The sequence below is a fragment of the Geobacter sp. 60473 genome, assembly GCF_036323535.1.
GTDB lineage: Bacteria > Desulfobacterota > Desulfuromonadia > Geobacterales > Geobacteraceae > Geobacter > Geobacter sulfurreducens.
Genome location: NZ_AP028967.1, coordinates 2,676,950 through 2,701,974, shown reverse-complemented (window position 1 = coordinate 2,701,974; position 25,025 = coordinate 2,676,950). Strand labels below are relative to the sequence as shown.

The window sequence follows — 25,025 nt, the reverse complement described above, 5'->3', positions numbered from 1 at the left end:
TCCCCGCGGCAAAGGAGGTCAGGCGTCATGCGCATTGCCATCATCGCCATAACCCGCAACGGTGCCCGGCTCGGCTGCCAGCTGCGGGAGGGACTGGGCACCGCTGACCTCTACGTCCTCCAGAAGTTCGCGGGCCAGGCCGGGAAGGTGGCCGTGCCGTTTGCGGGGGATCTGAAGGGGCTTGTGGCGCGCCTCTGGCCGGACGTGAAGGGCTTTGTCTTCATCATGGCGGCGGGCATCGTGGTGCGGATGATCGCGTCATTGCTGGAGTCAAAGGACAGGGATCCGGCAGTGGTGGTCATGGACGAAGGGGGGCGGTTCGCCGTGTCGCTCCTTTCCGGCCACCTGGGCGGGGCCAACGAACTGGCCTGCCGGTGCGCCCACGTCACCGGGGCCCGCGAGGTGATCACTACCGCCACCGATGCCAATGATCTCCCCTCCTTCGATCTGCTCGCCAAGGAGGCCGGCTGGGCCATCGAGGACCTTTCCCGCATCAAGACGCTGAACGCCCTGCTGCTGGAGGGGGAAGAAATTGCCGTGGTGGACCCGACGGACCGGGTCAGGGCCTATTTCAACGGCAAGGCCCGGCTCACGTTTCACGATACCTTTGTGCAGGCCCTCCAGAGCGGCGCCAAGGGATTCGTCTTCGCCACCAATCGCCGGCTGCCGCCCCAATCGCAGTCCGACGCCTTGTTGATCCTGCGCCCGCGGAACCTGGCCCTGGGGATCGGCTGTAACAGCGGGACCCCGGCCGAGGAGATCGAAGAGGTCGTCACGGTCCAGCTCAAGCGCCTCTTCCTCGCCCTCAAGAGCGTGGCGGTCATCGGCTCGGCCATGGCCAAGCGCGGCGAGGAGGGATTGCTCCGGTTTGCCGAGCGCCACTGCATTGAGCTCCGGTTCTACGAGAGCGAGGAGTTGAACGGCGTTGCCGTGCCGTCACCCCCTTCAGCCCACGCCCTGGAGGCCATCGGCGCCGCCGGTGTGGCCGAGCCGTCGGCGGTGCTCGCGTCCAACGGGGGGAGCCTTCTGCTCAAGAAGGTCAAGAGCGGCAACGTGACCCTGGCCATAGCTGAAATCGCCTGATACGAGGTTTGTGATGTCCATACTCTACGTCGTCGGGATCGGTCCCGGCGACCTCGACCATATGACCTTCCACGCCACCGAGGCCATTGAACGGGCCCAGGTGGTGGTGGGCTACAAGACCTACCTGGGGTTCATCGAGCCCCTGCTTGACGGCAAGGAGGTTGTCTCCTCGGGGATGATGAAGGAGGTTGACCGCTGCCGCGAGGCCCTGGATGCCGCTGCGGCGGGCAAAACCGTGGCGCTGGTCTCCAGCGGCGACGCGGGGGTCTACGGCATGGCTGGGCTGGCCATGGAGCTTGCGGCCACGATGACAGCCCCCCCCGAGATCGTGGTGGTGCCGGGAGTGTCGGCGGTGCAGGCGGCTGCTTCCGTTCTCGGCGCGCCGCTGATGCACGATTTTGCAGTCATCTCCCTGTCGGATCTCCTGACCCCCTGGGATGTCATCGAGCGCCGGCTCGTGGCCGCCGCGGCCGCCGACTTCGTGGTTGCCCTCTACAACCCCCGGAGCAAGGGGCGGGTCACGCAGATCGAGGAGGCCCGGACGATCCTGCTGGCGGCCCGCGCCTCCACCACGCCGGTCGGCATTGTCCGCAACGCCTGCCGGGAAGGGGAAGCCCGGGTGGTAACCACCCTGGCGGAAATGCTCGACCATGAGATCGACATGTTTTCCCTGGTCATCATCGGCAACTCCGCCACCTTCGTGGATCGGGAGGGCCGGATGGTTACGCCGCGGGGCTATAAGGCCGCGCCCGGGGCAGAGAGACCAGGGGCCGGGGAACAGCAAAAGAACTCAGTCGATGGACAGTTGTCCGATTCTCCGTCTCGGATTTTGAATTCCCGGTCCCCGATTCCCGATCCCGGGTCCCCGGCTTCACATTCCCGGTCCCTGATGGTCGTCGGCACTGCCTCCGACGTGGGGAAGTCGGTTGTTACGGCCGGTATCTGCCGCATCATGAAAAACCGGGGCTTCTCCGTGGCGCCGTTCAAGTCCCAGAACATGGCCCTCAACTCGGCCGTTACACCGGAAGGCGGAGAGATCGGCCGGGCCCAGGCGGTGCAGGCGGAGGCCTGCGGCATCGAGCCCCACACCGACATGAACCCCATACTCCTTAAGCCGACCACCGACTGCGGCAGCCAGGTGATCGTCCAGGGGGCGGTGGTGGGGAACATGACGGTTCGGGAATACAACGACTACAAGCCCAGCGCCTTCGAAAAGGCGCGCGAGAGCTTCGGGCGGCTCGCCGCCGCCCACGACCTGGTGGTGATCGAGGGGGCCGGCAGCATCGCCGAGATCAACCTGAAGCGCCATGACATCGCCAACCTGAAGGTGGCGGAGATGGCCGGCTGCAAGGCCCTGCTGGTGGCCGACATCGACCGTGGGGGCGTTTTCGCCCAGATCGTCGGCACCCTGGAGCTTCTGGAACCCCATGAGCGGGAGCGGATCGCCGGCGTGATCATCAACAAGTTCCGGGGGGATGCATCGCTCCTGGCGCCGGGCATCGGTTTCATTGAGGAGCGCACCGGTGTGCCGGTTTTGGGAGTGGTGCCCTGCTTCAGCGGCTTCCGCCTCCCCGAGGAAGACAGCGTGGCCCTGGAAAAGCGGAAAGCGGAAAACGGCGATCGCGGCCCGGCGGCAGAGCGGCTGAACATCGGCGTGGTGAAGCTGTCGCGCATCTCCAACTACACCGATTTCGACGCCCTGGAGGCGGAGCCGGATGTCCAGCTCACGTATGTGGAAGGTGAAGAGCAGCTGCGAGGACTCGATCTCCTTGTCATTCCGGGGAGCAAGGCGACCACCACCGATCTCTTCTTTCTCATGGAGCGGGGATTGTTTCCGGCGATAAAATCGTTCACCGGCCCCATCGTGGGCATCTGCGGCGGGTACCAGATGCTCGGCAAGCGGGTTGCCGATCCCCACGCGGTGGAGTCCGACATCCGCGAGGCCGAGGGGCTCGGGCTTCTGGACGTGGTCACGGTGATGCTGGAGCAGAAGTCCACCCATCGGGCCGCGGCCGAGCTGCTGCCGTCAGGGTTCCTGGTGGCGCCCCGCTGCCGGGGGGGGCTGGCCGGCTATGAAATCCACCTGGGAGAGACGATCCTCGGCCCGTCGGTCCGCCCCTTTGCCCGGATCACGAGCCGTTCCGGCGCGCCGGTGGAGGTGCTTGACGGCGCCGTCTCCAGTGACGGCCGCGTGTTCGGCACCTACCTGCACGGTATCTTCGACAATGCCGTGTTTCGCACCTCGTTCCTCAACCGGCTGCGCAAGGCGAAGGGGTTGGCGGAGCGCCGGCCCGGCCAGGGGGGCGACGATCCCTTCAACCTGCTTGCCGCGCACCTGGAGAAGCATCTGAACATTGATCGCATGCTGGAACTCTGCGGCCTCGGCGGGATATTACCGGAGTAGTGGTCTTTTCAGAGGAGATTCCCCGTGACCATCAAACGGAAAGTGCAAATAGTCATCATCCTGATCGCGATACATGTCGCAGTGTTCGTGGGATACCTGTTTCACTCGTCGGCCCAGGTCCATACGCGGGTGCGCCATCTCATCCCGGCGGTCGAATACCTGAGGGGGATTGCCCTGGCCCGTGCCGGCATGATTCAGCAGATGAAGGAGGTGGTCGATTATCTGGCCATCTCCGATCCTGCCGCCCGGGACGAATTCCGCAAGGGCGGCCAGTTGACCGATGAGTCCCTTGCCGTCTGGATCGATGCCATCAAGACTCAGAGATCCCTGGGCGTTGCCGGAGAGGATGACGACCTGGCACTGGTCCAGGTGGTGCAGAACCACCATGCCTCGTGGGTTCGCACGGCCGAATGGTTTTTTGAGCTCCAGGACGCGGGCCGCGGCGACGAGGCGATGGCGCTGTTCCGCGATCGGCTTGAGCCCTATTTCGATCGGGAGGTGCTCCTGCCCGTGGACAAGGCCCTCGATGACGGAGCGGTGGAGGTGCACGTCGCCTTTCACAATCTATTAATGGCCGTGGGGCGGATCCCCTGGATGTCCGCGGAGGGAGTCCGGAACATCGAGCGGGGCGAAGCGGCCCTGGACGGCTTTCTTGCCGCCAACCACCTGCTGTTCGAGGTGACCGGGCAGCTCAAGGAGCTGATGAAGTATCTGCTCAACCAGCGCCAGGGCATCGAGACCGATCTTTCGCGGCTGGACTGGCAGGCCGGCCATGCCCTGGAGAATTTCCGGCAGCAGATGTGGAGCCTGGCACGCCAGGGTGACCCGACGGCATTGAAGGACGCTGAGACCGTTACACGGAGCTTCCAGGAGCTGACCGGGCTCATGCATCAGGCCGTGGCGCTCAAAAGGGCTGGGCGCGGGCATGAGGCGGTGGCTCTGGCCAACTCCCGCATGGAGGCGGTTCTCTACAAGACGCTCATGCCCATCATTTCCCGATCGCTGGATTCGGGCAGTGCCCAGATGCTCACCCTGACCGCCGCGGCCCGCTGGCAGGGCGTTCTTGCCGTTTCGCTCTTCCTGGTGATGGCGGTGAGCCTCATCCTCGGAACGAGCCGGTCCGTTCTCCGGGCCCTGGATTCGCTTATGGCCGGTACCTCGGCCATTGCCGAAGGGGATTTCTCCCACCGGCTCGATGCCCGGCGTTCGGACGAGCTGGGCGCCCTTGCCGTCTCCTTCAACACCATGGTGGAGCGCCTCCAGAAATCCCGACGCGACCTGGACTCGTTCGCCCGGCTTCTGGAACAACGAGTGTACGACCGGACCGTCCAGCTGGAAGAGGCGAACGAGGATCTGAGGCAATTCAGTTCATCCCTGAGCCATGATATCCGAACGCCCCTGTCGAGCATCGCCGGCTACGTGCAACTGGCGCGCGCCGAATGCGACGGCACCGAGAGCGAGCTGCTGCCGGATTTATTCACGGCCATTGAGCTTGCCACGGCAAGGATGAACGCTCTCGTCGACGCGCAGCTCGCCCTTGCCCGCGCCACCTGCAAGGAGTTGAACCTCGAGCCGGTGGACATGGCGGAAATAGGTCAGGCCGTGATAGATAACCTCCAATTCGCCGAGCCGCAACGGAAGGTAGGCTTCCAGGTGACGGGCGATCTGACTGTGGATGGGGACATGGACCTGCTGGGCCTTGCGGTGGAGAACCTGCTCAGCAACGCGTGGAAGTACACGGCCATCAGGGATGAAGCCGTCATCGAGTTCGGGTCCCGGGACGAGGGGGATCGGCGGATTTACTTTGTCCGCGATAACGGTGCGGGATTCGATCCGGAGGAGATCAATCGTCTCTTCCGACCCTTCAGCCGGCTGCATGCAGCCGAGCAGTTCCCGGGGACCGGCGTCGGCCTCGCCACCGTGGCTCGGGTGATCCGCCGGCACGGTGGCCGCACCTGGGCCGAAGGTGCCGTGAACCGGGGTGCCACGTTCTTCTTTACGCTCAACGAAACGCCGCTGCCGGTGGTTGTGCCGCCACAGCCGGAGGAGAGCGCGTGACCGGCCCTGACCGGGTGGCCCTGCTGGTCCTTGCCGCCCTTGTTCTCGACTGGCTGCTGGGCGATCCCCGCTGGCTCCCCCATCCGGTGGTGGCCGTGGGCAGGCTTGTGATTGCTCTTGAGCGGCAGCTCCGCCGCCTGGTGACGAACGAGCGAGCCGCAGGTGTGATCCTGCTGGTCCTGACCGTCGGGATTGCCGGGGGAACAGCTTGGGCGCTCGTTCTGGGCGCAGGGCTGGTGCACCCCGTGGCCGGGTTCGCGGTAGAGTCGCTGTTGGGCTGGACCTGTCTGGCTGCCCGGTCGCTCCATGGGGAGTCGAAGCTCGTGGCGGACGCCCTGGCCGCCGGTGATCTTGCCGGGGCGCGACTTTTTCTTTCCCGCATCGTCGGGCGCGATACCGCGGAACTCGCCGAGCCGGAGATCTGGCGCGGTGCCGTGGAGACCGTGGCCGAAAACACCTCCGACGGCGTCATCGCCCCCCTGTTCTGGTTCATGGTCGGCGGAGCACCGCTGGCACTTGCCTACAAGGCGGTCAACACCCTCGATTCCATGGTCGGGTACAAAAACGAGCGGTATCTTCGTTTCGGCTGGGCTTCGGCACGGTTCGACGATCTGGTGAACCTGCTGCCGGCCAGGATCACCGGCCTGCTCATGGTGCTGTCCGCCCCGCTGGCGGGACTTTCCGGGCCGGGCGCCTGGCGGATCATGCGCCGGGACGGCCGCAACCATTCCTCCCCCAACGCCGGCATCCCCGAGGCGGCCGCGGCCGGAGCCCTTGGGGTGCGCCTCGGCGGCATGAATGTCTACTTTGGCCGGCCGGTGGCGAAACCGACCATCGGCGATCCCCTGAACCCTCTCGATCGCACGGCATGGCGCGGCGCCGTCCGGCTCATGTACGGCTCCGAGATCCTGCTGACGGGGTTCATGTTGTGCTACCTTTTTGTCCTGGAGCGTCCGTGACGAGCACCTTCGATCATGGCGGCACGGTCTTCGCCGTGGCCCGCGAACTCGGTATCCGGCCGGAGGATCTTCTGGACTTCTCCGCCAGCATAAATCCTCTGGGGCCGGCCCCTGCGGTGCGGGAGGCGGTGATGGCGGCCTTCGACCGGCTGGTGCACTATCCCGATAGCCAGGCGGCCGAGCTGCGAGATTCCCTGGCCCGCCATCACGGGCTGCCGGCAGAGTGCATCTGTGCCGCCAACGGCTCCACAGAACTCATCTACCTGCTGCCGCGCCTCGTGGGAGGCGGGCGTGGGCTAGTGGTGGCGCCGCCGTTCTCGGAGTACGCCAGGAGCCTGACCCGCGCCGGCTGGGAAGTGGGCTACCTGGACCTGGCGCCGGAGGAGGGGTTCGCCCTGGCGCCGGCCCTCCTCGACCAGCGTCTGGCCGAGGGATGGAACCTCGTCGTCCTGGCCAATCCGGGCAATCCCACCGGCAGTCTCATCCCCCATGACGACATGGTTGCGGTCCACCGGCTGTGCCGTGCCCGCGGGACCTTTCTGGTGGTGGACGAGGCGTTCATGGATTTCCGGGAAGAGGAGTCGGTGACGGGGTATGTGGCCCGCCAGGGAGGTGGCGTCGTGCTCCGCTCCCTGACCAAGTTTCATGCAATTCCCGGTCTGCGCCTCGGCTTTGCCGTGGCGGCTCCGGAGGATGCGGGCCGGCTGGCCGATCTGCGGGCACCGTGGAGCGTCAACACCCTGGCCCAGGCGGCCGGGCTCGCCACCCTGGCGGATGGGGAGTACGCGGCACGAACGCGGAGACTGATCGAAGAGGAACGAGCGGTTCTGACGGCGGGGCTTGCCGCCATTCCCGGGGTGCGGGTATATCCGTCCGCGGCCAACTACCTGCTGGCGGAACTGACGGTCGGGCCGCCGGTGCCGGCGCTGGCCGAGGCCCTGCTGCGGGAGCGGATACTGATTCGGGACTGCTCCTCGTTCCGGGGGCTGAACGATCGCTTCTTCCGGGTTGCGGTCCGGTCGCGCGCCGACAATGAGCGTCTTCTGGAGGCGTGTGCCGCGGTCCTTGCCCGGACCATGTGAGCGGGAGCGGGCAGGAGGAGGGCCGGAGATCAGGCTTTGCCGCCGCTGCGGAGGACCACTACCCGGCAGGCGGGAAGGGAGAGCTTCAGGCGGTCGATGCCGTGTTCGGTGACCGGGGCATTGCAGAGGGTGACGGAACGGAGGCGGGGGAGGTGTCTGAGGGCCATGAGCCCCGCGTCGGTGACTGACGTGTCGTAGAGGTACAGGCGCTCGAGCCCTTTCAGCTCCAGCAGGTGGGCCAACCCTTCGCCGGAGATGCCGGCGCCGGACAGGTAGATTTCCTCGATGCCGATGAGCTTCAGCAGGTGGGTGAGGTCGTCGTCGCCGGCGCCGTAGAGGAAGCAGGCCTGGAGGTCATGGGGAGCCAGGGTGCCGAGCAGGTCGAGGCTGCCCTCCCGCACGTCAAGGCGCAGGGCCTTGCCCGTTGGGACCGCCACATCGCCCATGGCTTCGCCGAGGCGCTTCCAGTCCAGGAAGCTCCCCGAGCGCAGATCGCGCACGTAGAGCACGCCGAGGCTGCGCTCGGCCGGAAAGCGGACGGTGCGCAGGGACATCTGGGGTGTGTTGATCGGCTCCGGAGGTGCGTCGCTCCGGGGGCTGACCTGGCTGACCTCGTTCAAATGCCGGCATGCGGCAAGGATTTCCGCATCCAGTTTCGCCGCCATCTCGGCGATTATGTCGCGCCCGCGCCAGCGTGCCTCCTGAACCCGCTGGACCAGCCGGTAGATGTCGCTGTTGCGCAGTTTTGCCGTTTCACGTTCCACTGCCCTGATCCGGTCGATCACTCGCGCGATCCGCCGGTTCACCAACTCCAGCTGGCCGGCCATACCCACGACCACAGTCATCTCGGGTCCCGCTTCCCACTCCTCCATAATGGCGTGGAGCGTAACCCGGTCCTCCTCGGCGTAGGCCCTGTTCGCCTCGGCCATGAGCTTCTGCCGCAGCCGCCGGTTTTCGTCGTTTTCGGCCAGGTCGGGATGGATTGCCTTGGCGACCCGCCGGTACACGTCCCGCAGGCTTTCGCCGGGCCCCGAATCCATCGTGGCGGGCTTCACCCGGGGGATTTCCGTTTCCGTCTCCCCGCCGCGCTCCTCGAACCGGCGCTCTTCGCTGAACCCGTGCCGCTCGCCTTCAGCCGTACGATCTTCCCCCTCGGCCATGGCCGCCTGTCGGCGTGCCCGCGCCAGCTCGGCCTTCAACTGGTCCAGCTCACTGATCCGGTCAGCCATTTTGTCGGCGTAGAGTTGCTCGAACTCCCGAATCTCTTCCCGCAGGTCCTCCAGGTCGTGCTCAAGCCTCGAGAGGCGGCGCTCCAGGGCGTGGAACTCCCGTCGCTTGCGTTCAAGCTCCTGTTCGTCCGGGGTTGCTGTGCGATGGTAGCCAGTTCTCATGAAATATCGGGGGTCAGGGAATGAACAGGGCCCGCTGGATGTCGGCAGGAAGCTCAGACGCGGGGCCGGAGCCGTAGCGCTCCCGCTCCCAGAGGAAGAGGCCCGTGGTTTCGTCATGCACCCGCACCGGCGTCGTGCCGGCGAGGGGGATAATGGCATATTCCGCAGCGAAGACCGTGCATCCTGCCACGGCGTGCCCTCCGGTCATCGCTCCCTCCTGGTCGGCCAGGGAGAGATGGAGGTGGACAAAGGGGGTGCCGTCCTTGAGCGAGATGTTGCCGAGCCCTGCCGTGATCTCCAGGGGGGTATCGAGGGAAAACTCCCGGTAGCGCCGGGCCCTCTGATCGTAGAAGGCGAGTCTCGCACGCTCCAGAGAGCCGATGACCTGGATGAGGCCGGCCTTGACGCCGCCTTCCACAGCCGCGGCCGTCAGCCCGCCCAGCAGGTCACCTTGGTGGGGAAGTCTGCCGATGAGCATGGGACCTCGCTTTCCGTCGGCCTGCGCGCGCCCGCAATCCCCGCCGCCGCGACCGACAGGGGCACTGTAGCCCATCTGTTTCCTCGAGTCAACGGAGGGATTTCCCCTCTTGACAAACAGCGGCACGGGGGTATTTTAAATGGAAATGATTTCTGTTTAATGGGAAACCTCCTGACCATGAAGCACTTTGACGATCTTCTCAGGAACCTCAACCTGCGCATTACCCCCAAACGGCGTGCCGTGCTCGACATCCTTGCCGGCGAGGAGGGCTATGCGAGCCCCGAGGAGGTCTGGCGCAAGCTGAAGCTCCGTTTCGACCGGGTGGGGCTCCCCACGGTCTACCGAAATCTGGAGGAACTGGCCGCCGGCGGGGTGATAACCACCATCATTCATCCGAACCGGCAACTTTACTACTATTACTGCGACCGCCGCGAGCATCACCACCACTTCGTCTGCCTCTCGTGCCGACGGGTGGAGGAGGTTGACGTCTGCGCACTGCCGGATCTGGAGAAACTCGTGGCCGGGCGGGTCGTGTCGCATATTTTCCAGGCCAACGGTTATTGCCGCGAGTGCCTGGCGCGGCAGCAGGGGGGATGAATGATGGGAAGCGTGCGTATCCTGGCGCTGGGAGTGCTGTGCGCCCTGGCGACCGTTCTGGTCGGATGCTCGAAAAAGGATGAGGGCAGGACTCCGGCGGCGCACGCCGGCATGTCGGTGGTGACGACGCTTTTTCCGCTCTATGATTTTGCCCGCAACGTGGCCGGCGATCGGGCCGGGGTGACGCTCCTCCTGCCGCCGGGGATGGAGCCTCACAGTTTCGAGCCCCGGCCCGAGGATATCGTCCGTGTGAGTCGGGCAAGCCTCTTCGTCTACACGAACCGCGCCATGGAGCCCTGGGCCGCGGACATTCTTAAAGGTGTCGGGGGCGGCGGGCCCACGGTGGTGGATGCAAGCCGCGGTGCCCGGTTGCTCCCTGCTGCGGGGAACCATGAGCACGGAGATCATCACGACAAAGGTGATCACCATGACGGGGCGCACGATGAGGCGCGGATGGATCCTCACCTCTGGCTCGACTTCGCCAACGCCCAGCGGATGGTGGACAACATCGCCGCTGGGATGGCCGAGCGCGACCCCGCCAACCGGGAGGCCTACCTGGCCAATGCCGCCGCCTACAAGGCAACGCTGGCCCACCTGGATGAACGCTATCGGCAGGGGCTCGCGTCCTGCTCCTCGCGGACCGTGGTTCACGGGGGACACTTTGCCTTCGGCTACCTTGCCGCCCGTTACGGCCTGCGCTACGAGGCCGCCTTTGCCGCCTCCGCCGACGCGGAACCGACCCCGGCCAAACTGGCGGCTCTGGTGAAGCGGATCCGAACAGAGGGCGTCCGCACCATCTATACCGAGGAACTCATCGACCCCCGTACCGCCGAGACCATCGCCCGGGAGACGGGGGCGGCCATCCTGCAGCTCAACGGCGCCCACACCGTAAGCCGCGATGGCCTGGCCCGGGGAGTCACGTTCATGTCGCTCATGGAAAAGAACCTGGAGAATCTGCGAAAGGGGCTTCAATGCCGGTAGATGCGGTAGCGGTCACGGGGGTGACGCTGGGATACCAGGGGGCCGAGGCGCTGACCGACGTCTCCTTTGCCGTGGCGGCGGGGGACTACGTCGGCATCGTGGGGCCCAACGGATCGGGGAAGAGTACCCTCATCCGCTGCATCCTCGGGCTCGCCCGCCCCGACCGGGGCGAAATCCGCCTCTTCGGCACCCCCCTGGCCGGTTTCGACCAGTGGCAGCGGGTCGGCTATCTTCCCCAGGGCCTCCAGTATTTCAATCCCCACTTCCCGGCCACCGTGGCCGAGGTGGTGGCGCTCGGCCTGCTGGCGGGACGCCGCTTTCCCCGCCGTCCCCGTTCCGGTGACGGGGCTGCGGTGACCCATGCCCTGGAACTCATGGGGATCGATTCCATACGGGACCGGCTGGTGGGAGAGCTGTCCGGCGGGCTGCGGCAGCGGGTGCTCCTGGCCCGGGCGCTGGTCAGCGGACCCGAGCTGCTGGTCCTGGACGAGCCGACCACGGCCCTGGACCCGGAGACGCGGGAGAGCTTCTACCAGACCATCCGCGACTTGAACCGTTCCCGGGGTACCACCGTCATCCTGGTAACCCACGACAGCGGCACCATCGGCAGTCATGCCTCCCGTTTCCTCTACCTGGACAAGCGGGTGGTTTTCTACGGCGGGTTCGACGAATTCTGCGGCTCCCCGGCCATGTCCGACTTTTTCGGCATTCATTCCCAGCACCTCATCTGCCACCGGCACTGAGGGGGGCGGTTTCCATGACGCTTCTCGACATCTTCCAATACGGGTTTCTTCTGCGGGCCATGGTTGCCGGGTCGCTTATCGCAGCGCTCTGCGCCATCCTGGGCATCTTCCTGGTGCTGCGCCGCCTGTCGCTTATCGGTGACGGACTTGCCCATGTGACCTTCGGAAGCGTGGCCCTTTCACTCTTCTTCCGTCTGCCGTCGGCCCACGCGGCCCTGGCCGCCATTCCGTGCGTGCTCCTCTCGGCTCTGGGCATCCTGCGCCTTGCTGAGCGGGCCCGCATCTACGGCGATGCCGCCATCGGCATCGTCTCGTCCCTGGGCATTGCCACCGGCATCATGCTGGCAAGTATGGCGGGCGGATTCAATGTTGATCTGTTCAGCTACCTTTTCGGCAACATCCTGTCCATCAGCCCCTTCGAGCTGGTCCAGACCGGGATTCTCTTCCTGGTGGTAATCATCACGGTGGGGCTCTTTTCCCGGGAACTCTTCGCCATCACCTTCGATGAGGAGCTGGCCCGTACCTCCGGCATCCGGGTGGACCGGATCAACGGCGTGCTGGTGCTGCTGACCGGCCTCACGGTGGTGCTCGCCATGAAGGTGGTGGGGGTCATGCTCATCTCCGCACTCCTCATCCTGCCCGCAGTGGCCTCCCTCCAGCTGGCGCGGGGCTTTCGGACCGCCATCATCCTTGCTGTCGTCTTCGGCGTCCTGTCGGTGGTGACCGGGGTGGTGGTCTCCTTCCTGGCCAACCTTCCCACCGGCGCCACGATCATCATGATCAACTTCCTGGTTTTTGCCCTTGCCTTTACCCTGCGGAGGCTGCGGCGGTAATGGCCGCAGGGGCGGCTTGCACGGTTGGATGCTGCTTGACAATTGGGTGAGGTCCAGTATTGTTACGTGACTGTTGATTGCTTGGATTGCGCCGACATTTTGCCTTGTTTCAAGGCCGGACGTTCCTTCATGGGCACTAGACGCACTACCATCGCCATCGCATCACTGCAGCTGCTCCTCGTTCTGTTCGTCCAGGTCGTGCCGCTCATTCATGCCGTTGCCGGGGCACAGGCCGGTCTCGTGAAAATGGCGGGGTGTCACTGTACCGACGGCGAGTGCTGCGCCGCCATGGCCGGCATGGCCCAGGAGTGCCGGTGCGAAGGCTCCTGCGCGGCCAATCGCCACACGAAGGAACCCGCCTGTTGCTCAACCGGTGAGGAAGTGCCCGTTATCTCCTGCGGCTGCTGTAACCGCGATCCCTTTTCCCCAGCCGCCGTGCCTCTCATCAAGTGGGAGTGCATTCCCCCCGTGTTCATCCTTGAGGCCGGGGTCACCCGGTGTACCGTCAACCTCTCGTCCTATTCGGGCATGCGGACTGCTTTCCGGCCCGAGCCCTCCATCCCTCCCCCAGAAGCTTAGTGTCCCGATTGGTTGGTTCTCCCTCGTACGTGTGCCGCTTTTGACCGCTGCCGTCGTTATGGCCGGGCCAGGCCTGTGTCGCCGCGCCTTGGCAGCAGGCAAAGTGCCTCAATCGCTTCCAAGGGCTAACCAAACGAGACACCAGACCTGCTCCTAACGTGGGCGGCTGCAGCGTTTCTCCCCAGGGGGCGGCCGGCAACCGCTCATCGTATCCCCGACGCGGACTGCGTGCCGGTACGGCAGCGGTCTATCCGTACGCCGTCGCGCGGGGCGGGGTGCCTGCAGCGGCATCCTTGCGTCCTCTACGTCTATCCATTCACGGAGATATGTCATGCGAACTATCATATCCATGCTCTGCTGCACTCTTGCGGCCGCCGTGCCGGCGGCCGCCGAAAACCTCATCCTCGACGAAATCGTTGTCCGGGGCCAGAAGGAGTCACCCCGCGAAGAGAGTCTGACCATCCGCGAAGTCCGCGAAAGCCCGGCCCGGGACATGGGGGAGGCCCTCCGCCAGGTGGAGGGGCTTTCCTACGTCCGTAAGGGAGCCATCGCCAATGACGTGGTTATCCGCGGGCTCCAGCGCGACAATATCAACGTCCTCATCGATGGGGTCCGCCTCTACGGCGCCTGTCCCAACAGAATGGATTCGCCCGCGTTCCACTTCGACTTCGCCGAGGTCGAGCAGATCCGGATCGTGAAGGGCCCCTACGATGTTGAAAACGCCGGCAGTCTCGGCGGCCTGGTAGACGCCGTGGGAAAGAGGCCTAAAAAGGGGTTCGGCAGCGATCTGTCGTTCACCTACGGCTCCTATGACAGCATCAATGCCTCGGGCACCGCATCCTATGGAACCGACCGTCTCGACGGACTTCTGGGATACGCCTACAAGTATTCCAAACCGCCCGAGTCGGGTGATGGCAAGCGCATAACCGAGATATACCCAGCCACCAGCAACAACCGCTACCGCCCCGGCAGCATCGATTCGACCGCCTACGAGATCAACACCGGCTGGGCTCGCTTCGGCATCAACCCGACGGATAATTCCCGGGCCGAGTTTTCCTACTCCTACCAGGATGCCGATCATGTCCTTTATCCCTATCTCCTCATGGACGCCGACTACGACCGGACCCACCGGTTCAACTGGAGCTACAGGATCGAGAAACTTTCGCCCCTGGTGAGCGAAGTGAAGCTCCAGGCATACTGGAACCGGGTCAAGCATCTCATGGACGACCGGTACCGGGAGACCTCGAATCCCGACAATGCCGCCCTCATGTACCGGACGTTCCTGACGCGGAACTACTTCATGTCGACCCTGGCCGAGACGGAGACCTGGGGGGCGAAGCTGAACTCCTCCCTGGCCGTGGGACCCGGCACTCTCAAGGCGGGCATCGACTACTACAATCGCGGGTGGGACGCCACCAATACTATGCTCATGCGTAGCGGCACGGATTGGATCTACGGGGATTCTCCCATGATTCCCGACGTGACCATCCACAACACCGGCATGTTCCTGGAATACACCCTACCCTTGGCGGAACGCCTCAAACTCACGACCGCCGTGCGGGGAGACCTGACCAGGGCCGAAGCCGACCGGCTTACCGCCGGGCGCATTGCCACGCTCTATCAGCCCTACTACCCGGGTCGCACTCTCTCCGCCGACACCGACTTCGGCGAGGCCAGCGGCAACCTCCAGCTTACCTGGACGCCGATCACAGGGCTTGAGCTGTTCGCCGGCTTCGGCCGCGGCATCCGTACCCCTGACCCCCAAGAGCTCTACACGGGGCTCCAGCGGATGGGGAGCAACTGGGTCGGCAACCCGATCCTGGAGCCCACCGTCAACAATCAGGGCGACGTGGGGGTCAAGTATGCGACGGACAGCTACTACCTGAATGCCTCCTTCTTCTACGGTTACCTCCACAACTACATCAACGTGACCGATCTTCCCGACCCCGACGGCGCCGGGCCGCTCCTGCGGGCCCGCAGCTACCGCAACGTGAACGCCACCCTCTGGGGGGGGGAATTCGGCTCCCAGTTCTCGCTGCCGGCCAACTTCTTCCTGAAGGCCTCCCTTTCCTACACCAGGGGAAACAACGAGAGCGATGACCGGCCCCTGTCAGAGATCCCGCCCCTGCGGGGCACCCTGGCCCTGCGCTACGACGTGGACTCATGGTTCCTGGAGGTGGCCGAGAACTTCGCTGACCGGCAGGACCGGGTCGACGCCGCCCTCCAGGAGCAGGAGACCGCCGGCTGGTTCACCACCGACCTGAAGGGGGGCTTCACCTATGGGGGCCTTTCGGTCTACGCCGGGGTCAACAACCTGTTCGACAAGTACTATTTCTCCCATCTTTCCTACCAGCGGGATCCCTTCAGCACCGGGGCCAAGGTGCCGGAGAACGGGAGAAACTACTACCTGACCCTGGCTTACCGGTTCTGACGGACATGGGCTGCGCCATGCGGTTCAGCGCGGCAACGCCCGATCACGCCCCGGCGGAGGCATTGCGTGCCTCCGCCGGGGAGCGGCGGATCCTGGCCCGTGCGCTCCTCCTGTCGGGGGCGGCCCATGTGGCGGCTGCAGTGTGTGCGATGATGATGCCGGCAGGGGGGGGCACGCGGCCTCCCCCTGCCGGCACCATCATCGTTGACCTGGGTGATTCGGTCCTGTCTGCGGAGAAGCCGGTGCCGGCCCTGGTGCCTCTGCCGCAACCTTCGCCTGTCCGGCCGGTCCCGCTTCCGCTGCCGGCGAAGCCGGCGCCGGTACGGGGCTCGTCGCCCCCTGGCCCGTTGTCGCCACCATCCGGCCGGACCCTGCCGACAGCACCTGCCATTGCCCCCCTTGCCGCGGATCCGGCAGGTGCGGTGGCTCCTCCGTCTTCCGCCATGATGGTACCCCTGGCTCCTCCACAACCGGTTCAGGCGGCAGTACCGCCGGCACGGGGCGATGGTCCGCAGGTAACGGTGCCGGCAGTCCGCAGCCCCGAACCCTTGGCAGCCTCCACCGGCGTGGCCGATGCCGGCCGGATCCGCGTGGGTTACCAATCCGTGCTCAGGGGGCTCATCGAGCGGTGCAAGGAATATCCGCCCCTGGCCCGCCGGGGACGGATGGAGGGGACCGCCGTCGTACGCGTGGTCCTGGCCCGCAGCGGCGCTGTCCGGCGCGATGAGGTGGCCCGTTCCTCGAGCCACGCGCTCCTCGACAACGCGGCGCTGCGGGCCGTCCGTACCGTGGGCCGCTTCCCCGCCGTGCCGCCGGAGCTCGGCGGCGAAGAGCTCACCTTCGAGGTGCCGATCACTTTCCGGCTCACGGGTGAGTGACCGGGCATCCACTACGGCGGTTTTCTGTTTATCTCCCGTTGAAAGTGGTCTATCATCGCAACCGCTTTTGTGCTGTTCGCATACCCGCACCGGGAGTGTTTCTATGGGAGAGACCATCAGATTCGGCGTATCCATCGACGAGAAGCTGCTGGAGAGCTTTGACGGGCTCATCGAGGAGAAGGGGTACATGAACCGCTCCGAGGCGATCCGCGACCTGATCCGCGCGGCATTGGTGGAGCTGAAGTGGGAAGTGGGGGACGAGGAGACCGTGGGTACGGTGACGCTCGTCTATGATCACCATGTCCGCGACCTTTCCGACAAGTTGACCGAACAGCAGCACGCCCACCACGACAAGGTCATCTCGGCCCTCCACGTTCACCTGGACGCCCACAACTGCCTGGAGGTCCTGGTGGTGCGCGGCAAGGCCCGGGAGGTGAAGAAGATCGCCGACGAGCTCATCGGCGTGAAGGGGGTCAAGCACGGCAAGCTGGTCATGACCACCACCGGCGAGGAGTTGCACTGACCCTTTCCGGAGCGCGGCTCATGGATTGCAAAAATATCCCCGTTATGCTCTAATCGTCCGGTGGAATCCAACGCCTTCATAGCCCTCGGTTCGAACATGGGGGACCGGGAGCTGAACCTGCTGCGCGCGGTTGCCGAGATCGGCAAACTGCCGGAAACACGGATAACCGCCCTTTCCGGCTTCTATGAAACCGAGCCGGTGGGGCCGGTGCCGGAACAGCCCGACTTCCTCAACGCGGTCCTGCGAATCGAAACCTCGCTCACCCCTCACCGGCTCCTCGAAGAACTCCAGCGGATCGAAACCGGCCTGTTCGGCAGGCGCCGGGAGGTGCCCCAGGGGCCGCGTTCAATGGATCTGGATATCCTCCTCTACGGGAGCCTGACCGTTGCCGCCGAAGGGCTCGCCATCCCCCATCCCCGGCTCCATCAGCGGGGCTTCGTGCTGGTCCCCCTGGCGGAGATTGCGCCCGATATGATTCACCCTGTGCTGGAGAAGCCGGTGCGGGAGCTGCTCGCGTCCCTGCCGCCGGGGGAGCGCGTCACCAAAATCTAGGAGATCAGAGTGGGACTCATGCGTCTGCTCGTCTGGGCCGTCCTCATCTATGTGGGATACAAAATCGTCAAGGGCTTCATCTCCGACAGGAAAAAGGACGAGCCCGCGCCGCCGCCCGAGCCGGTTCGGGAGGAGACCTACCAGGACCCGGTCTGCGGCGTCTATGTGACCGAGGAGGATGCCGTCATCGGCCGTCACGAGGGGGAGCGACTCCACTTCTGCTCCATGGAGTGTCTGGAAAAGTACCGGCAGCAGCTCGAAAGCAAGTAATCGTCGCCATGGCGCCATCAATAATCAACCGGAGGTTTGCAGCATGAAATTTTTCATCGACACCGCTGACGTTAAGGAAATCCGCCAGGCCCACGACCTGGGACTCGTGGACGGGGTTACCACCAATCCGTCGCTCATCGCCAAGTCCGGCCGCAAGTTCGAGGACGTCATCAAGGAGATCACCGGGATCGTCGACGGCCCCATCTCCGCGGAAGTGGTTTCTCTTGATGCCGACGGCATGATCAGGGAGGCCGGGGAGCTGGCCAAGATCCACAAGAACATCGTCATCAAGCTCCCCATGACCCCCGAGGGGCTCAAGGCGTGTGCCGCCCTTACCCGGGAGGGGATCAAGACCAACGTCACCCTCATCTTCACCCCCATGCAGGCCCTGCTCGCCGCCAAGGCCGGCGCTACCTACGTCTCCCCTTTCGTGGGACGCCTGGATGACATCTCCCAGGACGGCATGGGGATCATCGACGACATCAAGACCATCTTCGACAACTACGGCTACCAGTCCGAGATCATCGTGGCCAGCGTCCGCAACCCCGTTCACGTCCTGAACGCGGCCCTCATCGGTGCGGACATCGCCACCATTCCTTACTCGGTCATGCTCCAGTTGGCCAAGCACCCCCTCACCGACGCCGGCATCGAGCGGTTCCTGAAGGACTGGGAAAGCGTGCCCAAGTAAACGCGGCAGTGCTGTGCACCATGCAAAAAGCCCCGGCAACGTTGTCCGTCGCCGGGGCTTTTCATTTACAGCGGCCGATGCGCTCACTTCTTTCGCCGGTGCCTCCACACATACACCGCCACCAGCCCCGCGCTGAAGATCACCACGCCGATGAGGGCCTGGTGGGAATACTCCATGATCAGGTCGCGGTTCTCGCCGATGACGTAGCCGATCCAGGCGAGGATGGTGCACCAGATGAAGGCTCCCAGCAGGGTGTAGAGGGTGAACGTGCCGTGGTGCATCCCGGCCAGGCCCGCGGGGAGGGAAATGAGGTGTCGGACCACCGGGAGCAGTCGCCCGATGAAGGTTGAAATCTCCCCGTGCTTGTGGAAGAATGACTCGACCCGGGCGAATTTCTCCTCGGTAATCCAGACATATTTCCCGTACTTGAGCAGGAGCGGCCGGCCCAGATAGTGGGCGGCGAAGTAGTTGGCATAGGCCCCGGCAAGGCTCCCCACGGTTCCCAGGAAGATGGCGAGCCAGATGTTCATCTCCCCCTGCTGGGCGAGATAGCCGGCCGGGGGCATGACCAGTTCGCTGGGCACCGGGAAGACCGAACTCTCCATGGCCATGAGGATGAAGATACCCGGGTAGCCCATGGCGCCGATGGTGGCGACGAGCCAGTCGATGGCTTGATGCATGGCGGTCGAACCTCGTGTCGCTGGAGTGTGAAAGCACACCTCTATACCACGGAAACGGTGCTGGAGCCACAAAAAGAGCAGGAGCGGCAATGAAGAAGCAGGTTTACGTGATCGGGCACCGCAATCCCGATACCGATTCCGTCGCGTCGGCCATCGCCTACGCCGAATTCAAACAGAAGCAGGGGGTGGCGAACGTGACCGCCGCCATGGCCGGCCAGCCGAACCCCCAGACCCGCTATATCTTGGAACGGCTCGGTATCGAGCCGCCGGTCTATCTGGCCGATGTCAACCCCAAGGTGCGCGACGTGCTGAACCGCCGCCCGGTCACCGCCAGGCCGGAGGTAGCTCTCAGGGATGCTCTGGGGCTCTTCCATCGCCACGGAATTCGTGTCCTGCCCGTGGTCGACGCCGAGGGAACTCCGGTGGGGGTGGTCTCGCTTCTGAGGCTGTCGGAAAAGCACCTGGTGGCCGGCACCGACCGCAGGCGCGGCGTCGACACCTCCCTCGGCTCCCTTGCCGCCTGCCTCGACGGGATCTTTCTCGCGGGTGGGCCGGCCGACGAGGTGGAGCACCTGCACCTGTTCATCGGCGCCATGCTGGAAGAATCCTTTTCCAGCCGCATCGAGGGGTATGACCCGGCAACGCTCCTGATCATGACCGGCGACCGGCGTAGCATCCACCAGGCTGCCATCGAGCGGGGTGTGCGCCTGCTGGTGGTGACCGGCGGGCTCTCCATTGCCGACGAGCTGGTGGCCCGCGCCCGGGAGAAGGGCGTAGTCGTCCTTTCAACCCCCCATGATACCGCTACCGCCGCCTGGTTGGCACGGCTCGCCTCTCCTCTCTCCCTGTTCATGGAGCCCGGCTTCGAACGGATCGGCGTGGCCGAGCCCCTGGAGCACCTGCGGCTCAAGCTCCTCCATAGTCAGGAGCCGGCCGTCATCGCGGTGGAGGAAGATGGCACCATCGCCGGCGTAGCCACCAAGTCGTCCCTGCTGGCGCCGGTTCCCTATGCCCTGATCCTCGTGGACCACAACGAGCTGACCCAGGCGGTGCCCGGCGCCGAAACAGTGGAGATCCTGGAGGTCATCGACCATCACAAACTCGGCAATCCGCCAACCAATCAACCCATCACCTTCATGGCGGCGCCGGTGGGGAGCACCTGCACCGTGGTCGCCTCCCTCTACCGGGAGGCCGGGATCGAGCCGGGCGAGCGGACCGCGGCCCTGCTGCTGGCCGGCATCCTCACGGATACGGTGATCCTCAAATCGCCCACCAGCACCGTCCGGGACCGTGAGATGATCGCCTGGCTGGAGGAGCGGTCCGGCCTGGATCACCTGGCCTTTGGCAAGGAGATCTTCTCCGCCTGCGGCGGATTTGCCTCCCATGGTACGCCGGAGCAGGCCCTGCGCTCCGATTTCAAGCAGTTCACCGCCGGTGGCATGCAGTTCGGCGTGGGGCAGGTGGAGGTGGTGGGCTTCGACGAGTTTTTCGAGCTGAAGGATGCCCTGCGCGACTGTCTCCGGCGGGTGAAGGAGGCCGACCGCCTCGACCTGGCCGGCCTCATGGTGACCGACATCTATACCGAAACCACGCTGTTCCTGGCCGAGGGGAAGAACGAGATCGCCCACGTGATGGGGTATCCCCAGGTGGAGCCCCACCTCTATGAGCTGAAAGGGGTCATGTCCCGCAAGAAGCAGATGGTCCCCCACCTGCTCGGGGTGCTCGGGAAGGTGCAGGCATGACCTTTCTTGAACGACTGCACGACGAGGTCCTCATCGGCGACGGCGCCATCGGCACCATGCTCTATGCCAAGGGGGTATCCCTCGACGCCAACGTGGAGCACCTGAACCTGGTGCGCCCGTCGCTGGTGCTGGAACTCCACCGGGAGTACCTGGCGGCCGGGGCCCGCGTCATCGAAACCAACACCTTCGGCGCCAACTGGACCCGGCTCGCTGCCATCGGGCTCGACAAGAAGGAGCATGAGATCAACCTTCGGGGCGCCCGGCTGGCCCGGGAGGCCGCCCAGGGCACCGATGCCTTCGTGGCCGGCTCCGTGGGGCCCCTGGTCCGGGTGAAGGGGGACGAACGGGAGCTTTCCGCCCAAGAGACCGTCGATATCTTCCGGCGGCAGACCCTGGCCCTGGCCGAGGGGGGGGTGGATCTCCTGATCCTGGAAACCTTCACCGACCTGGCGCAGATGGGTCACGCCCTGACCTCGGCCCGGGAAACGGGGCTGCCGGTGGTGGCCAACATGGCGTTCCTGGAAAACGGGAGACTCGCCGGCGGGATCGAGGTGGAGCGGGTAGCCGTGGAACTGACTGCCGCCGGTGCCCGCGTGGTGGGCGCCAACTGCGGTGCCGGGCCATTGGAAATCCTCGGCACCATCCAGCGGATGGGCCGGGTGACGGATCTTCCCCTGGCGGCCTATCCCAACAGCGGATTCCCCGAATATGTGAACGGCCGCCATGTCTACCGGACCACCCCCGATTACTTCGCGGACCGGGCCCTGGAGATGGTCGCTGCGGGGGCGGCTCTGGTGGGGGGATGCTGCGGCACCACGCCGGAGCATGTGCGGCGTCTGGCGGAACGGCTGGCCGGGCTGCGGCCCGTGGCGCGCACGGTTGCCGTGCCCGCACTGCCGAAGGAGGAGCGCCGGGCCGAGTCCCGGGACGATGCCGGCTTCCTGGCCCGCTGGGGACGTGAGCCCATCGTCACCGTGGAGCTGGACCCGCCCAGGGGGCTCGACTGCGCGAAGATCATCGAGGGGAGCAGGGCGCTCCGGGAGGCGGGGGCGGATGCCATCAATATCGCCGAGAATCCCCTGGCCCGGATCCGGATGGGAAACATTGCCCTGGGCAGCCTCATTCAGCGGGAGGCGGGAATTGACGTCATTGTTCACGTGACCTGCCGGGACCGCAACCTGCTGGGGCTCCAGTCGGACCTCATGGGGGCGAGCCTGCTGGGGATCCGCCACGTGCTGGCCGTCACCGGCGATCCCGCCCGCATAGGCGAACAGGCTGGGGCCACCTCGGTGTACGATCTGAATTCCTTCGGCCTCATCAAGCTGCTGGCCGACCTGAACGCCGGCGTGAACGCCCTGGGTTCGCCCATCGGCGGGGGGACGGGGTTCGTCATCGGCGCCGCCTTCAATCCCAACAGCCCCCGGATGGAGGTCCAGGTGGAGCGCTTGGCCAGGAAGGCGGCCAACGGCGCCCGCTTCGTCCAGACTCAGCCCCTCTATGATGTGGCGCGCCTGGAGGAGATGGCGGAGCGGACGGCGCACCTGGGTATCCCCATCCTGCCCGGGATTCTGCCGCTGGTGAGCGAGCGCAACTGCGAATTTCTCCATAATGAGGTGCCGGGCATCGTGATCCCCGAAGAAATCCGGCACCGGATGCGGGGCAAGGAAAAAGAGGACGGGGTGCGGGAAGGCCTCGCCATCGCCCGGGAGTTCATTGATGCGGTGCGGGGCCGGGTGGGCGGATTCTATCTCATTCCCCCCTTCGGCAAATACGGTATTGCCGTGGAGTTGACGCGGTACATCAAGGGGACCTGATCCCCCGCGAGGCTGCCCATGAACGTTCGTCGAACCCTGTCGCTTCTCCTCCTGGCCCTTGCCCTGGCCGGCTGCCGCAACCCCTACCTCATTGCCCAGCGTTTCGAGGACAGCTCCCGGGAGCACAATCGTCTCATGCGTTGGCAGGGCCTCGAGCAGTCATGCGTCATCTTTGCCGGAGACCAGGTGAAGGATGCCTGCCTGGAGCGGGCCAAGGCGGCCAAGGATGTGTCCGTGGCCGACTACCGGGTGACGAGCACGGAGCTCGACGTGGACAAGGGGACAGCCACGGTCCGGGTCGAGGTTGACTATTTCGTCCTTCCCTCAACCCGTCTCAAGACCCTGGTGGACGAGCAGCAGTGGCGCTATGTGGAGGACGAGGAGAAGGGAAATCGATGGCTCCTGACGACTCCGCCCCCCGAATTCAGGTAGGGTGAGCATCGGATGGTTTTATTGTCGGGCGTTCTGTGCTATGAATAGAAGAACATCCAATCAACCACAAGGAGCGACAGCATGGCAGACAGCAAACACACGGAAACCGCGGCTATCCTCGCCTTCTTCGCCGGCGCCGCCCTTGCGGCCGGGGCGGCTCTCCTGCTGACCCCCAAGACCGGTCGCGAGGTGCGAGAAAAACTGGGTGACGTTACCGATGACGCGGTGTGCAAACTCCGGTCGGCCGTCCGCGAGGCGAAATACAAGGTTGCCCCCAAGTCCAAGGACGACACCGGCGAATACGAAGGCGGCGGTTGCTGGATCTGAACCAGCACGTCCTTTCGCTTCACGTGATATGAGAAAGCCCCGCGGCGCGCTGTTTGTGAACAGACGCACTGCGGGGCTTTTTTGTGATGGAGGTACTCCCTCCGGCAGCTACGACTCGTAGTCTACGGCCACGATGGAGGAGCAGACCGACTTCATGTGCGGCACCACTTCTCCGGCATGGTACGGGTCGACCTGGTAGGCCTGGAGATCCGCCAGAGAGTCGAAGCGGGTCACGAGGGCCAGATCGTAGGACCGTTCGGACCGGATCACGTCAACTCCCACTTCAAGGTGTCTGAGCAGGGAAATCTTGCCTCTCATGCTCTCCAGTTTTTCGCGCGTGGTGGCGATGGTGGGGGCTGTGGGGTCGGTCAGCTTGAAAAATACGATATGCGTTATCATGGGGTTCCTCGTTGCTGTCGGTAGTGGACAGGTGCCCCGCGTCAGGGTGATGCGGACGCGGCCGGGGTAGCCGATGTCTCCGGCATCTCTTCGCCGAAGCCGATGCTCACGCAGTTGCGGCCTGCCTCCTTGCTCCGGTACATGAGCGTGTCGGCCCGCTGCACCAGTGATTCGACCGTGTCATCCAGGTGGGACATGGTGGCGCCAACGGAAACCGTGACCCGGAGCAGCCGATCGTCCAGACGGAAACTCGACTGTTCGACCAGGTGCCGGAACCGGTCCGCGATGCGCGGCAGCTGCCGGCGCGAGATGTTGGCGAGTATGGCAATGAACTCCTCACCCCCCCAGCGTCCAACCACGTCGAAAGAACGGGCGCTGTTCACCAGGGTCTTGGCCACCATCTTGAGTACCCGATCGCCGGTGTCGTGGCCGTGGGTGTCGTTGATCTGCTTGAAGTGATCAACGTCCAGGAAGAGTATGCCGAAGTGCCAGCCGTACCGCCGCATTTCTTCCAGGCGCGAGTTGAGGCTCATTTCCACGTAGCGGCGGTTGGCAATGGTGGTGAGAGGGTCGCAGAGGGCGAGGCGCTGGAGATTTTCCAGCTGCTGACGCAAGGCATGACGCGGTGAGTGGTCGCCGGTCACCTCTACGGCCACCACCATCTGGCCATCGGTATCCTGAATCGGAGCCACCCTGAGGCAGACCGGAACCAGGTGGCCGTCCTTGTGATGGAGAAAGCTTTCCTCATCCCGTTTTCGGCCGTCGGTGATGGTCTTTTCGATGGGGCACGCATCGGAGCAAATGCCGTTGCCGTTGGAATCAAGGTGGAGAAAGATGTCATGGCAGTTTCGACCGATGACTTCCTTCTCCCCATAGCCCGTCAGCATCTGCGCACCCTTGTTCCAGTAGGTGATCCGCCGCTGTTCGTCCACAAAGTAGATGCCGTCGTAGAGATTGTCGAGGACCTTCTTGTAGAAACTGTCGTTGTTGGGCATGGGCGCTCCGCATCCCGCTCACGGTGACATACCGCATGATGGCAGAACTTGAAAAACGCCTAATGCTATCACAATCGTATGCGTATTACCAGCGCGGATGACATGC

Annotated in this window: 25 protein-coding genes; 20 read left to right on the top strand and 5 right to left on the bottom strand. The window is 64.8% G+C overall.

All coding sequences use genetic code 11. The annotated features are described in order from the left end of the window. Positions 1–27 precede the first annotated feature (27 nt). The 5 genes from AABA48_RS12285 to cobD are packed head-to-tail and all read left to right on the top strand — an operon-like array spanning position 28 to position 7,586. Positions 28–1,083 carry a cobalt-precorrin 5A hydrolase gene (locus tag AABA48_RS12285; protein WP_286350690.1) on the top strand — a complete coding sequence of 352 codons (1,056 nt, stop codon included), beginning with the start codon at positions 28–30 and terminating at the stop codon, positions 1,081–1,083. Positions 1,084–1,096: 13 nt separating this feature from the next. Further along, a complete protein-coding gene (locus AABA48_RS12280; protein ID WP_286350689.1) occupies positions 1,097–3,487 on the top strand; it encodes a cobyric acid synthase in 2,391 nt (796 codons plus the stop codon). A gap of 24 nt (positions 3,488–3,511) precedes the next feature. Beyond that, positions 3,512–5,545: a sensor histidine kinase gene (locus tag AABA48_RS12275; RefSeq protein ID WP_286350688.1), complete on the top strand. Its 2,034-nt coding sequence runs from the start codon at positions 3,512–3,514 to the stop codon at positions 5,543–5,545. Continuing rightward, positions 5,542–6,504: an adenosylcobinamide-phosphate synthase CbiB gene (gene cbiB / locus AABA48_RS12270; RefSeq protein ID WP_286350687.1), complete on the top strand. Its 963-nt coding sequence runs from the start codon at positions 5,542–5,544 to the stop codon at positions 6,502–6,504. Before AABA48_RS12275 ends, cbiB begins: the two co-directional genes overlap by 4 nt. Next, entirely contained in the window at positions 6,501–7,586 is a 1,086-nt protein-coding gene (gene cobD / locus AABA48_RS12265; protein ID WP_338270483.1) for a threonine-phosphate decarboxylase CobD, read from the top strand. Before cbiB ends, cobD begins: the two co-directional genes overlap by 4 nt. A gap of 29 nt (positions 7,587–7,615) precedes the next feature. Here the strand turns inward: cobD and AABA48_RS12260 are convergent, their stop codons facing one another. Together AABA48_RS12260 and AABA48_RS12255 are read right to left on the bottom strand one after the other, a co-directional pair. Beyond that, entirely contained in the window at positions 7,616–8,977 is a 1,362-nt protein-coding gene (locus tag AABA48_RS12260; protein WP_338270481.1) for a hypothetical protein, read from the bottom strand. 13 nt (positions 8,978–8,990) lie between these two features. Next, positions 8,991–9,455 carry a PPC domain-containing DNA-binding protein gene (locus AABA48_RS12255; RefSeq protein ID WP_286350684.1) on the bottom strand — a complete coding sequence of 155 codons (465 nt, stop codon included), beginning with the start codon at positions 9,453–9,455 and terminating at the stop codon, positions 8,991–8,993. A 159-nt stretch (positions 9,456–9,614) separates the two neighbouring features. Here AABA48_RS12255 and AABA48_RS12250 point away from each other — a divergent pair, with 159 nt between their 5' ends. From AABA48_RS12250 to fsa, 11 genes are all read left to right on the top strand, one after another. After that, entirely contained in the window at positions 9,615–10,052 is a 438-nt protein-coding gene (locus AABA48_RS12250; RefSeq protein WP_338270478.1) for a Fur family transcriptional regulator, read from the top strand. Then, positions 10,053–11,033, top strand: coding sequence for a metal ABC transporter solute-binding protein, Zn/Mn family (locus AABA48_RS12245; RefSeq protein ID WP_338270476.1), 981 nt, complete (start codon positions 10,053–10,055; stop codon positions 11,031–11,033). After that, positions 11,024–11,776 (top strand): metal ABC transporter ATP-binding protein, encoded by a 753-nt coding sequence (locus AABA48_RS12240; RefSeq protein WP_338270475.1) that lies wholly within the window; start codon positions 11,024–11,026, stop codon positions 11,774–11,776. Before AABA48_RS12245 ends, AABA48_RS12240 begins: the two co-directional genes overlap by 10 nt. Positions 11,777–11,790: 14 nt before the next feature. Continuing rightward, complete coding sequence (locus AABA48_RS12235) at positions 11,791–12,609, top strand: metal ABC transporter permease (protein WP_338270472.1); 819 nt, start codon at positions 11,791–11,793, stop codon at positions 12,607–12,609. Between the two features lie 129 nt (positions 12,610–12,738). Then, on the top strand, positions 12,739–13,188 hold the full coding sequence (locus AABA48_RS12230) for a hypothetical protein (protein WP_338270469.1): 450 nt from the start codon (positions 12,739–12,741) through the stop codon (positions 13,186–13,188). A gap of 331 nt (positions 13,189–13,519) precedes the next feature. Further along, complete coding sequence (locus AABA48_RS12225; RefSeq protein WP_338270467.1) at positions 13,520–15,619, top strand: TonB-dependent receptor; 2,100 nt, start codon at positions 13,520–13,522, stop codon at positions 15,617–15,619. Positions 15,620–15,624: 5 nt separating this feature from the next. Beyond that, complete coding sequence (locus AABA48_RS12220; protein ID WP_286350678.1) at positions 15,625–16,497, top strand: energy transducer TonB; 873 nt, start codon at positions 15,625–15,627, stop codon at positions 16,495–16,497. A gap of 103 nt (positions 16,498–16,600) precedes the next feature. Next, the gene (gene nikR / locus AABA48_RS12215) at positions 16,601–17,020 is read left to right on the top strand and encodes a nickel-responsive transcriptional regulator NikR (RefSeq protein ID WP_010943609.1); all 420 of its coding nucleotides are present in this window, start codon (positions 16,601–16,603) and stop codon (positions 17,018–17,020) included. A 60-nt stretch (positions 17,021–17,080) separates the two neighbouring features. Next, a complete protein-coding gene (gene folK / locus AABA48_RS12210; protein WP_286350677.1) occupies positions 17,081–17,572 on the top strand; it encodes a 2-amino-4-hydroxy-6-hydroxymethyldihydropteridine diphosphokinase in 492 nt (163 codons plus the stop codon). A gap of 18 nt (positions 17,573–17,590) precedes the next feature. Next, positions 17,591–17,842, top strand: coding sequence for a YHS domain-containing protein (locus AABA48_RS12205; protein WP_192905382.1), 252 nt, complete (start codon positions 17,591–17,593; stop codon positions 17,840–17,842). Positions 17,843–17,885: 43 nt separating this feature from the next. Further along, the gene (fsa, locus tag AABA48_RS12200) at positions 17,886–18,530 is read left to right on the top strand and encodes a fructose-6-phosphate aldolase (protein ID WP_286350676.1); all 645 of its coding nucleotides are present in this window, start codon (positions 17,886–17,888) and stop codon (positions 18,528–18,530) included. A gap of 83 nt (positions 18,531–18,613) precedes the next feature. Here fsa and AABA48_RS12195 read toward each other — a convergent pair whose 3' ends face one another. Further along, complete coding sequence (locus AABA48_RS12195; RefSeq protein ID WP_039646676.1) at positions 18,614–19,210, bottom strand: DedA family protein; 597 nt, start codon at positions 19,208–19,210, stop codon at positions 18,614–18,616. Between the two features lie 89 nt (positions 19,211–19,299). Here AABA48_RS12195 and AABA48_RS12190 point away from each other — a divergent pair, with 89 nt between their 5' ends. From AABA48_RS12190 to AABA48_RS12175, 4 genes are all read left to right on the top strand, one after another. Further along, a complete protein-coding gene (locus tag AABA48_RS12190; RefSeq protein WP_286350675.1) occupies positions 19,300–20,952 on the top strand; it encodes a putative manganese-dependent inorganic diphosphatase in 1,653 nt (550 codons plus the stop codon). Continuing rightward, positions 20,949–22,766: a bifunctional homocysteine S-methyltransferase/methylenetetrahydrofolate reductase gene (locus AABA48_RS12185; RefSeq protein ID WP_286350674.1), complete on the top strand. Its 1,818-nt coding sequence runs from the start codon at positions 20,949–20,951 to the stop codon at positions 22,764–22,766. Before AABA48_RS12190 ends, AABA48_RS12185 begins: the two co-directional genes overlap by 4 nt. 18 nt (positions 22,767–22,784) lie before the next feature. Then, entirely contained in the window at positions 22,785–23,198 is a 414-nt protein-coding gene (locus AABA48_RS12180) for a hypothetical protein (protein ID WP_286350673.1), read from the top strand. Between the two features lie 81 nt (positions 23,199–23,279). Further along, positions 23,280–23,525, top strand: a complete 246-nt coding sequence (locus AABA48_RS12175) for a YtxH domain-containing protein (RefSeq protein ID WP_010943601.1) — start codon at positions 23,280–23,282, stop codon at positions 23,523–23,525. 108 nt (positions 23,526–23,633) lie between these two features. On the opposite strand, the gene AABA48_RS12170 is transcribed toward AABA48_RS12175, so the two are convergent. Then, positions 23,634–23,924, bottom strand: a complete 291-nt coding sequence (locus AABA48_RS12170; protein WP_286350672.1) for a Dabb family protein — start codon at positions 23,922–23,924, stop codon at positions 23,634–23,636. 41 nt (positions 23,925–23,965) lie between these two features. Next, complete coding sequence (locus tag AABA48_RS12165; RefSeq protein ID WP_286350671.1) at positions 23,966–24,919, bottom strand: sensor domain-containing diguanylate cyclase; 954 nt, start codon at positions 24,917–24,919, stop codon at positions 23,966–23,968. Positions 24,920–25,025 lie beyond the last annotated feature (106 nt).